Below are 10,291 nucleotides of genomic sequence, written 5' to 3'. Positions count from 1 at the left end.
TTCTTGTTACGATGCTGTTTGGTCGTATTATTTTCTCTGTGCCGTAATAGTTAAAGAAATAGGGTTCTGATTTAATGTTTACGGTAATACTGTCAGTAGAAATCTGCTGGCTTATATTGCCTGCAATGATGTTGGAGTAGTAGCCTGTTTCTTTAAAATTATCATACTGTGTTTTTGCAGAACCATCAGCCATGTACAATGCTTTCAGGATATTTCTTTCTATCACCTTTTCATCGGGGTCGAGTGAGAAAAAGTAGGTGTGAAATAGACTTATGTGACTTTTGGCTTCCACCTGTACATTGTCTTTTCTTTTGGATGCGTAGGCTTCCATTGCCTGGTCGCCAGCCAGTATGTATATTTTATCTTGCACCCGTGCAGACAATTCGTAGCTTTTATATAACACAAAGCCACTTAGGAGAAAGCAGCCAGCTACCAATAAGAGGGAAAATACTTTTATATGTCTAAAGGCAGTATCAATATTTTTTATTTTCTGAAACATCACTCACACATTTACTTTCACACAATTAATTATGTAAGCAAATGTTTTTCCAATATTCCATTGTGATGGGGTAAACGAGGTAGGACTACCCCATTAACTAAATTGGTTTTGAACGATATTTGGGGTTAAAATTTTGCAGACTAAGAGGTGAATTATTTTACTTCATTTAACTCCAATTGCCAGTTAACTCAATATTTAGTGTATCCTATTTCAAAACAAAGCTTAGTACAGCAGGGAAAAAGTGCGTATTTGCAGCGGTTTTTGTACTTACTTTCGTAAATACAAAAGTTGCCGGAAACCCTGTGGCGACAGCCTGTAACTCAAAGTGAAGGGGTGATAAAATATGAAAGGTAACTTTTACACATAAATAGAAGTTGCGTGGAAAAAATGATTCTTTTCTTTTAAAAAAAGTAGTACATTTAAAGTGAAATTCACTATTTTAAAATAGATAATCATGGACAAGAAAATTAATTCAACGACCTCAAATTTTCAGGATGCTGATGATTTAAACAAAATTATCACATTGAACATTGAGAATTTTTTAAAAAATCACACTCGTGAGGGTGCAAACGCCAGTCAACAAAATATGGCTGCAAGACGGGATTCATGGAATCCACTTATTATGAAGAACCAAAACTTGGACAACTCTGCAAATCAAAGTTCAAGAGTTTGATTGGTGTAATTCGTTATTGAATTATCAAAGCATTAAAATACTACTCTATGACTTTGCACAAAAGTCATGGAGTTTTTTATTCTTTTTTGGTAAGCAAAATCATAAAACAAAATGAGATTTCTAAATTATACGAGAGTTTTACAAAACATGAATTTGTTTGCAATACATGTGCTGCAAACTCATGATTCTATTTCTTCTCAATCAAAGAGAAATTTTATTGAAGCAATCAATACAGTTCAACGAACTTCATTTGCTAATGAGGAACAAGCCAAAGTTGAATTTGACAACACAGCCACCACAAGTTTTTTATTAAAAAATGGTGTATTTCAAGAGAAGGAGCTTGTCAATGACGCCCATATTATCCCCACTCTTGATAGACCTATAATAGAAGAATCAGTTAATCAAGCATTATCACTTATTGGTGATGTAAATATTAATTTACTTAACCTACTAAATTCGGTTATAGGTTCCATTTCGGTATATTCAATACCGGAGAGAGATGGAGGGTCAATCTCAAATGCAATTGGTCACATATGGTTGAGTCCGCTAAAAGAATGGGATAGAAGGTATTATGGTGAGATGTTAGTGCATGAACTCATTCACAATTGCGTTTTTCTTGAGGACATGGTTAGAACCATAATGCCTAATACAAATTTACTTGGAGTTGAAGATGCTCTTTCAATCTCTGCAATAAGACAGACCAGAAGACCATACGATAAATCATTTCATTCAGCTTGTGTTGTTACTGGAATAATGTATTACTACAATCAGATTGGAGAATCAGAAAGAGGGTTGCAATATTTACCTTCTTTACGAAATACTGTTACGGATTTACAAAAGTCATATAGTAAATTGGCAGAACAGAATTTATTTGTTTTAAGTCCAAACGGCTATGATATATTAAATGATTTACAAACCTTCTCACAGGATCTAGATTATTCTGTTTTTGAGAACTCCCTTTCTTTATCATAAATTTTTTTATGTCTGCAAAACCTTTAAACATTCTTGTTTTAGGGTGTTTAGGTCCAAATCAAAATAGGATTTCATCACTTGCTAAAACTGTTAATCGTGTAATCTATGCTTACACAGAGTTTAATCCAAGCCAAATTTTATTAGACGATATAATTCAGGTAGCAATTCCAAGAAGGAATATGTCTGCCTTCATTGAGTATATTTCTATTCGTTATGAAATCAATGTCATTTATTCGCTGCTAAATTCACACGATGAATCAACAGAAGCAACAATAGAATTAATTGAATCAGGTTTAAAAATTCCTATTATCAGACACTACAAAGAGCATCCGTGTTTTCCAACAGTTGAAGAAAAAAAAGTATTGACAGAAACAGCAGGTCAAATCTATATCAATCAAGAATCCTTTAACTATTTCCACTCGGTTTATGGTGTTGACAAATCAACTGCACACTATCTTGATGCTGATATGATTTCAAAACAATACATGACCGACAATTTTCAAAGTAAACTTTCGGCTGAAGATGGTAAGCCACACTTACTAATTGCGGGTAGCATGAGTGCTCTCAATGACAGATTAGATGTTCGTGAACTTTGTTCAGAGATGGACAAGCGAAATATATGTGTTCACTTGTATGGAAATATGGTAAGTGAAAATTCAGAGGGCTATCAAATCTTCTATGACAAAGCAACTGCATTGGAATATCAAAAGTTGACAACAACTTTAAAGAACACAACATTGCATTCGTTCATTACTCCAGAAATGTTTGCTTTTGAATGGTCAAAATATGATGCAGGTTTTATGCATTCTTCTGTTCCAAGTTCTCATCCGACTTCACAGTTTGAAGAACTGAATATGCCATATCGCTACACTGCATATTTGTGTGCAGGTTTACCAATTTGTATTCCGAGTGTAGGGCAGTCAGCAATGAAAAGATTTGTAGGAGAAAATAAAATTGGATTCAGTTTCAAAGATTATGATGAACTCTCAAACATTTTGCACGACAGAACTTTACTCAAAACAAGTGAGAAAAGAATTAGAGAACGGAGAACGGATTTCAGTTTTGAATTTTCAGTAAACAAGTTGATTGACATACTCTCAAAATATTCCTTGTAAAAATGGAAAGCAAAAAGCAGCATGAGAGGATAATTATTTTGGGTGCAGGCCCGACTGGACTTGGTGCAGCAATGCAACTAAACAAACTTGGACATGACAATTGGATTCTTTTTGAAAAAAGCAGTTCAGTAGGAGGACTTGCATCTTCAGTAAAAGACGACAAAGGTTTCACTTGGGATTTAGGAGGGCATGTTCAATTTTCTCATTACAAAGAATTTGACGAACTGATGGATTCCATTCTTCCAAATGGATGGTTGTTTCATAAACGAAGTGCATGGATTTGGATGAGAGACCGATTCGTTCCATATCCATTTCAATACAACTTTAATTATTTACAAAAGGAAGAAGCACAACTTTGTTTTGAAACAATACCATCAAGTAATGCAATAGCAACTAATGATTCAGATACAATTGATTTGCCGTTTGACGAATGGATAACAAATAGTTTTGGAAATGGAATTGCAAACAGCTTTATGCTTCCTTACAATGAAAAAATTTGGGCTTACCCATTGCACACACTAAGCAGCCAATGGATTGGCGACAGAGTTGCGAAGCTAACAAAGGAACATTTTGCCAATGACTTTTTACAAAATGGAAACAGGGATTGGGGAGCTAATAAAGAATTTCGTTTCCCTCTTTTCGGTGGAACAGGTGCAATTTGGAATGCTGTTTCATCTTTGCTACCAAATGAGAAAATCAATTATAATCACGAAATGATTTCTGTAAATACCACAGAACAAAAAGTAAAATTTAGCAACGGACATGAGGAGCATTACGATAAACTTATAACAACAATTCCGTTAGACATTTTAATTTACAACAGCGACCTTTTAGAATTAAGAACCACAGCCAAGAGACTTAAACATTCAAGCACCTTGATTATTGGAATTGGAATAAAAGGTAAAGTCCCAGGAAATCTTCAAAGCAAATCATGGATTTATTTTCCAGAGAGCAATTGCCCGTTTTATAGAGTAACAGTTTTTTCAAATTATTCTCCTAACAATGTTCCGAATGGCGAGTATTGGTCAATCATGGCAGAAGTTTCAGCACCCGACAGCAAACAAATAAATTCCAATTCTCTAATTGAAGAAGTGCTACAAGGATTAATTGAAACAAAACTTTTAGAGACTAAAAGCGTCATAGTTTCAAAATGGAGTTGCAAATTAGATTATGGCTATCCAACCCCAACAATAGACAGAGATGAATGCTTAAATTCTATTTTTCCAAGTTTGAGCAAATTAAATATTTTTTCACGAGGAAGATTTGGAGCATGGAAATATGAAGTTTCTAATCAAGACCACTCCTACATGCAAGGAGTAGAATGTGTAAATTCTTTACTAAATGAATTTGAAGAAACAACCTTATTATATCCTGATACAGTAAATCGAATTTGAAATAAATGGAACAACAGCTTTATTTTGACAAAACAATCCAGCGGTTGACACTTCGACAGACGAGGCCCAGAGATGGGCATCCGGCAACATATCTCGTCCTGAAATAATTTGAATAAAAAATTACGTTTTGCCACTCAACTTATCTTTCATATAACCACCATTATCTTTTTTCTCATTAAAATATCCACCACTTACACCATTTGATGCCATACTACCAGCCACAGTTGACCTTGTATTACCAAAGGAATCTGCCACCATGCCTGCACCTGATGAAACTGAATTGACTACACTACGGGAACTACTGGAAGTTAGACTGGTAACCTTGTAGAGCAGTGTATTTCCACCACCTGCATGAACAATATAATTGGCTACACTTGGTACAGTAAAATAGCCCACAATACCAATAATCATGAAGATTAAATACTCTCTATCTATAGGTAAAAAGAAAGTATTCTATAGCCCTGCACTCGTGCAGATAATTCGTAACTTTTATATAGCACAAAGCCGCTCAGGAGAAAGCAGCCCGCTACAAGTAAGAGGGAAAATGCTTTTATATGCCGGAAGGCAGTATCAATATTTTTTGTTTTCTGAAACATCACTCACACATTTACTTTCACACAATTAAATATGTAAGCACATGTTTTTACAATAATACTTTATGATGGGGTAAACGAAGTAGGACTACCCCGTTAAACCGATTGATTGTGAACAAATCGTCGGGAAGAAAAATCTCTTGATTATTAGTTGAAAGTTTTTGTTAAGATACAGCTTAAGATGCGGAGCCACCAAAAACTTTCGTCAATACAGCCTACCTTTAATATATTGCCCAATATTCTTGAGGAAACTTTCAGCAATACAAGAATTGTACGTCATGCTACCATACCAACCTTCAAAATAATATGAACACTAAAATCATCCTCCAAAACATCTCAAAACACATTGCTCTCACCGAAGAAGAAGGAATATATTTTGTGTCGTTATTGAGAGAGAAAAATTTCAAAAATAAACAATACATTAATCGGGAAGGCGACATTTGCAAGCATTTGACCTTTATCAACAAAGGCTGTTGCAAGACTTTTAATATTGATAAAAACGGATTTGAGCATATTCTCCTTTTTTCCTCACAAGATTATTGGGTGGGTGATTTGTATAGTATTATTACACAAAAACCAGGAGTGCTTTTTATTCAGGCTATGGAAGAAACGGAAGTATTGCAAATTGCCAAAACCGATTTAGATAATTTATATTTCAAAATTCCAAAATTTGAACGGATGTTTCGCATTCTAGCAGAAAATGCTTACGCAGAATCACAAAATCGAGTGATGGAAGGTTTGGGTTTATCGGCAAAAGAGCGGTATGCTATTTTCAATAAAAAATATGCTGCATTAAAACATCTATTGCCTCAAAAACAAATTGCTCTTTACCTCGGTGTTACACCAGAATTTTTTAGCCGAATGAAAAAAAATACAAACTCTTAACCTAGGTCATTGGTTGAAGGCTTTGTGCTAAACTAACTTTGTATTTTAATAATCTAAAAATTATAAAAATATGAAGTTAAAATCTATAGCATTAGCAGGCTTACTGCTTACAACTGGTTTGGCATTTGCCACTACACCACAATCCGTTACTGTAATAAAATTTGGCGATGCCAATACCTTGTTTGTTGGCGATAGTAAATCGGCTACTTTATATGCTTATAGTGTGGCAGTCAGCACCAATCCCGAAGCACAAAAAGCCTACAACATCCACAATTTAAGTAGTAAAATTGCCGCTTTTGCAAAAGTAGGAGTTATGGATATTATCGTTCGTGATATGGCTATAAATCCAACCTCAAAGGAAGCTTATATTGCTTTTGATACCAAAACCAAAACAGGTTATGTTTCACAAATCATTGTTGTAAATCAGGCAGGAACGATTCGGAAATTTGATTTAGTAAATACAAAACATACCGAAACTAAAATTAACGATGCTCCGACCAGTGATTTGAAAATTTGGGACAAAACTTCTTTGCGATCTATGACCTTTACCGATATTGATTTCTATAAAGGAAAAGTATATATCAGCGGTATGTCCAATGCAGAATTTTCATCGGCTTTGCGTATGGTAGATTATCCATTTACCAATGCAAAAGTAACCACTTCTTCTGTTGAAATTTTTCATGCTGTTCACGGTCAAAACGAAACCAGGGCTCCTATTCAAACTTTGCAATTTGTAATCTTAAACAACGAAGCGTACATTTTGGCTGCTTATACTTGTACGCCTTTGGTATTAATTCCCGTAAAAGAAATTATAGATGGTGCTCACATTGTAGGCAAAACTATCGCCGAATTAGGATATGGAAATACACCTGTAGATATTATCAAATTCCAATCAGAAGGGTTTGATAAAAAACCTTACGAAGGCATTATTTTAGCCAATAGAAATCGTACTGCACAGTTTGTAAATATCAATGATATTACAAAAAGTGCTACGGAAAAAGGCGTAAGCTATGTAGGAATGGTAGAACATACCGGAACGCCTTTAAACAATCTTCCGATGGTAGGTTTGTTGCAAATGGACGACCAGGACGGTTATCATATTGCTACATTAAGACGAGATGTCGAAACAGGTAGTTTAGAATTAATTTCTTTCTTAAAAAACATGTATTTGCGATTAGATGAATTTGTATCAGAATACGACCAGCCTGGCTATACATACAAAGGACAACAATTGCAAATGAAAGGGTATCAAAACATGATGATACAAGATTTAGGAAAAGACAAATTTTTGAAAAAATAAACCAGCGTTTTAATGCAGTTGTACACCACAATTGTGCAACTGCATTAATTATTATGAATAATGAAAATGAAAACATCACGATTAGAAGCATTTAGCGATGGTGTTATAGCCATAATTATTACCATCATGGTATTGGAATTAAAAGCGCTGTTTTATGAGGGTTGCTTCGGTTTGGTTTTTACCTGATACCAGAATAGAGCGAAAAAAAATAAAATCACTTAAACATTTAATACCAAATTGACATTTACGATGCTAAAACTCAATTGTTGCTTTTTACTTTTATTTTCAGTAACTGTAATTTTGGGACAAAAAATAAATCCAAAAATTCTTGAAGTTTATCCAACCACTGACTCGATACCTGTAAACATTCTTCGGTTCTATATTCAATTTTCTGCTCCAATGCAAGAAATGAATATTTTAAACCATATAAAATTGAGCAATGAAGAAGGCAAAAATATTACAGGAATATTCTTTGAAAATCAATATGAATTATGGAATGAAGAACGAACAAAAGTTACGCTAATTGTAGATCCAGGCCGGGTAAAGTCAGGGCTTTTGGCAAACAATAAAATGGGCAGAGCCTTTGATGCAGGCAAAAAATACAGCTTAACCATTGATAGTTTATTGCCCGATTTTAACGACCTAAAACTGAGCAATAAATTTACAAAAAAATTTGTAGCGGTACAAGAAGATAGCTTTCCACCGGATACCAGAATTTGGAAATTATGCTTACCAAAATCAAATACCAGAGCTGCCATACTTATTGATTTTAATGATAAAATTGACCATATTTCGGCTTATACATTGATAAAAGTTTTTCAAGATAAAAAAGAAATTCAAGGCAAAATTTTATTAACCAATAAAGAACAAAAATGGACTTTTAAACCAGATAAAAATTGGAAAAAAGGAAGATATAAAATCTTCATAAATCCATACCTGGAAGATATTGCTGCCAATTCCGTAAATCAGGTTTTTGACCATAAGCCATCAGATTTCAACCCAAAAAACAAAGACAATTTAATTTTAAATTTCACTCTTCAATGATAAAAAATACACTCTTCATTTTTATATTTTTTGTAATCGAATTCCCTGTAAAAGCACAAGAATTACCACCTATAAAAGCATTAAGGGCCGAAGAAAATTATAGTATTTTGTTCAAAAATGATTCGCTTCGCAATGCCTCTTTTCTCAATAAATTAAAAGCCATTGCGCTTAACAAAGGCAAGATGATTTATTTGAGTTTAGGAGGAGAATTTAGGCCTCGTTGGGAACATACCGATAATAAAAATTGGAGTACAATACCGACGGCTGATGAAAATTTTTATTCGCAACGAATAATGTTTCACACCGATTTACATGTAGGAAAATACGCACGATTTTTTGGGCAATTGACACACGGGTTTGTGTCATTAGACAAGCCAGTTTATGTACAATCTGATAAATTGGATTTGCATCAGGCCTTTGCCGAATTTACAATCCCTGTTAAAGAAACAACTTTAAAATTACGGGCAGGAAGACAAGAATTATTGCTAGGTTCAGGACGTTTGATTGCTTTTAGAGATGGACCCAACAGTCGCTTAAGTTTTGATATGGCTCGGATTGTGCTTGATGGAAAAGACTATAGCTCCAATTTATTTTATGGCAGAGAAGTAAGAGTGCCAGATGGTGTTTTTGATAATAAATCAATTGATGCGCCTTATACTTGGGGGTTTGGATTGACCGTCAACACAAAGAAAATTTTGGGGAAAACTACCATTTATTATATTGGGTTTGATGCCAAATCATTAAAATACAACGATGGAATTAGTCCGGAAACCCGTCATACAATTGGATTAAGAAGATTTGGCAATTTGGGTAAACAGTTTAGGTACAACACAGAGCTTAATTATCAATTCGGCAAATTTGGCAATAAAACCATAAATGCATTTTCTATTGAAGGCGAATGGCATTATAATTTAATCAATAACAAATTCAAGCCTGATATTGGACTAAAATTAGACTATGTTTCAGGAGATAAAAATCAAGGCGATGATAAATTGGGGACATTCAATCCGTATTTTAACAATCCTGCTTATTTTGGTTTGATATTGCAGGTAGCTGCAATGAATTTGTTTGATATTCATCCCTCCATAAAACTACAATTGTTCGAAAAGTTTAGTGCTACTGCTGAAGCTGATTTTTATTGGCGAGCCCAACGCTGTGATGGTTTGTATGCTGGTTCAAAAGCCTTGCTACGGGCCTCCAACAACAGCCAAAGCCGCTGGATAGGTTGGCAAAGCGGACTAAAATTTGAATATGAAATCAATCGGTATTTAAAATTATCCAACGAAACTTATTATTTTTTAGCAGGTGATTTTGTAAACGAAACAGGCGATTCTAACAATACTTTTTACAATGGATTGACATTGTGGATTGGATTTTAAGAAAAAGCACGAACGTGTAGAGGGGTTTGCCAAAACGGGGCGATAGCCATCTTTCTGCAAAGCCAGGCTTTAGCTTCGGCGGACGGAATTCTGCCGGGCATTTGTTGGTTAACTTCGGCTTTTAGTTATAAATTTAGTTTCGGTTCCGGGGATATTTGCTCAATTACCCAACTGCCTCGAAATTTGTGCGTTGTTGTAAAGCTAAGGCAGTAACCAGATCGATAATTTAATCGTCCAATCCAACAAAATAATATATCATGAAATTATTTCAAATTGCCTTATCAATTTATCTTTCATTTGGAAGTAGTTCATGTACAACTAACAAAACTGAAGTACCAAATAATAAAACTCATGGCTTGGTCGGGCTTTCTCTTTTGTTAAAGCAAAATTCACCTCAAGGCCTGCAAGGTTTTCTTGAATCGATAAATGATGTTACG

General features: G+C 34.5%; 12 protein-coding genes. 10 read left to right on the top strand and 2 right to left on the bottom strand.

The window, feature by feature from the left end:
- A partial coding sequence (gene traK, locus ACY651_RS12610; RefSeq protein WP_462253252.1) for a conjugative transposon protein TraK occupies positions 1-499 on the bottom strand: 499 nt, incomplete at its 3' end.
- A gap of 454 nt (positions 500-953) precedes the next feature.
- Here traK and ACY651_RS12605 point away from each other — a divergent pair.
- From ACY651_RS12605 to ACY651_RS12590, 4 genes are all read left to right on the top strand, one after another.
- Positions 954-1,172, top strand: a complete 219-nt coding sequence (locus ACY651_RS12605) for a hypothetical protein (protein ID WP_462253250.1) — start codon at positions 954-956, stop codon at positions 1,170-1,172.
- A 147-nt stretch (positions 1,173-1,319) separates the two neighbouring features.
- On the top strand, positions 1,320-2,144 hold the full coding sequence (locus tag ACY651_RS12600) for a hypothetical protein (protein ID WP_462253248.1): 825 nt from the start codon (positions 1,320-1,322) through the stop codon (positions 2,142-2,144).
- Positions 2,145-2,152: 8 nt separating this feature from the next.
- Positions 2,153-3,259 carry a hypothetical protein gene (locus ACY651_RS12595; protein ID WP_462253246.1) on the top strand — a complete coding sequence of 369 codons (1,107 nt, stop codon included), beginning with the start codon at positions 2,153-2,155 and terminating at the stop codon, positions 3,257-3,259.
- Between the two features lie 2 nt (positions 3,260-3,261).
- A complete protein-coding gene (locus tag ACY651_RS12590) occupies positions 3,262-4,653 on the top strand; it encodes a protoporphyrinogen/coproporphyrinogen oxidase (RefSeq protein ID WP_462253244.1) in 1,392 nt (463 codons plus the stop codon).
- A 120-nt stretch (positions 4,654-4,773) separates the two neighbouring features.
- Here the strand turns inward: ACY651_RS12590 and ACY651_RS12585 are convergent, their stop codons facing one another.
- Positions 4,774-5,064 carry a hypothetical protein gene (locus ACY651_RS12585; RefSeq protein WP_462253242.1) on the bottom strand — a complete coding sequence of 97 codons (291 nt, stop codon included), beginning with the start codon at positions 5,062-5,064 and terminating at the stop codon, positions 4,774-4,776.
- 488 nt (positions 5,065-5,552) lie between these two features.
- Between ACY651_RS12585 and ACY651_RS12580 the strand changes: the two genes are divergently transcribed.
- The 6 genes from ACY651_RS12580 to ACY651_RS12555 form a co-directional block, all read left to right on the top strand.
- Complete coding sequence (locus ACY651_RS12580) at positions 5,553-6,131, top strand: Crp/Fnr family transcriptional regulator (RefSeq protein WP_462253240.1); 579 nt, start codon at positions 5,553-5,555, stop codon at positions 6,129-6,131.
- A gap of 70 nt (positions 6,132-6,201) precedes the next feature.
- Entirely contained in the window at positions 6,202-7,431 is a 1,230-nt protein-coding gene (locus ACY651_RS12575; protein WP_462253238.1) for a hypothetical protein, read from the top strand.
- A 66-nt stretch (positions 7,432-7,497) separates the two neighbouring features.
- Positions 7,498-7,617 (top strand): TMEM175 family protein, encoded by a 120-nt coding sequence (locus ACY651_RS12570; RefSeq protein WP_462253236.1) that lies wholly within the window; start codon positions 7,498-7,500, stop codon positions 7,615-7,617.
- A gap of 114 nt (positions 7,618-7,731) precedes the next feature.
- The gene (locus ACY651_RS12565; protein ID WP_462253234.1) at positions 7,732-8,475 is read left to right on the top strand and encodes a hypothetical protein; all 744 of its coding nucleotides are present in this window, start codon (positions 7,732-7,734) and stop codon (positions 8,473-8,475) included.
- Positions 8,472-9,854, top strand: coding sequence for an alginate export family protein (locus tag ACY651_RS12560; protein ID WP_462253232.1), 1,383 nt, complete (start codon positions 8,472-8,474; stop codon positions 9,852-9,854). Before ACY651_RS12565 ends, ACY651_RS12560 begins: the two co-directional genes overlap by 4 nt.
- A gap of 257 nt (positions 9,855-10,111) precedes the next feature.
- Positions 10,112-10,291: hypothetical protein (locus ACY651_RS12555; RefSeq protein ID WP_462253230.1), on the top strand; the 180-nt coding region annotated here is incomplete at its 3' end.

The organism is Ferruginibacter sp. (genome assembly GCF_031391665.1).
Taxonomy (GTDB): domain Bacteria; phylum Bacteroidota; class Bacteroidia; order Chitinophagales; family Chitinophagaceae; genus Ferruginibacter.
This window is presented reverse-complemented; position numbering and strand designations above follow the sequence as displayed.

Coding starts and splice junctions, on each gene's coding strand:
- ACY651_RS12605 (WP_462253250.1), top strand. CDS start 954: ATGGACAAGAAAATTAATTCAACGACCTCAAATTTTCAGGATGCTGAT.
- ACY651_RS12600 (WP_462253248.1), top strand. CDS start 1,320: ATGAATTTGTTTGCAATACATGTGCTGCAAACTCATGATTCTATTTCT.
- ACY651_RS12595 (WP_462253246.1), top strand. CDS start 2,153: ATGTCTGCAAAACCTTTAAACATTCTTGTTTTAGGGTGTTTAGGTCCA.
- ACY651_RS12590 (WP_462253244.1), top strand. CDS start 3,262: ATGGAAAGCAAAAAGCAGCATGAGAGGATAATTATTTTGGGTGCAGGC.
- ACY651_RS12585 (WP_462253242.1), bottom strand. CDS start 5,064: ATGATTATTGGTATTGTGGGCTATTTTACTGTACCAAGTGTAGCCAAT.
- ACY651_RS12580 (WP_462253240.1), top strand. CDS start 5,553: ATGAACACTAAAATCATCCTCCAAAACATCTCAAAACACATTGCTCTC.
- ACY651_RS12575 (WP_462253238.1), top strand. CDS start 6,202: ATGAAGTTAAAATCTATAGCATTAGCAGGCTTACTGCTTACAACTGGT.
- ACY651_RS12570 (WP_462253236.1), top strand. CDS start 7,498: ATGAAAACATCACGATTAGAAGCATTTAGCGATGGTGTTATAGCCATA.
- ACY651_RS12560 (WP_462253232.1), top strand. CDS start 8,472: ATGATAAAAAATACACTCTTCATTTTTATATTTTTTGTAATCGAATTC.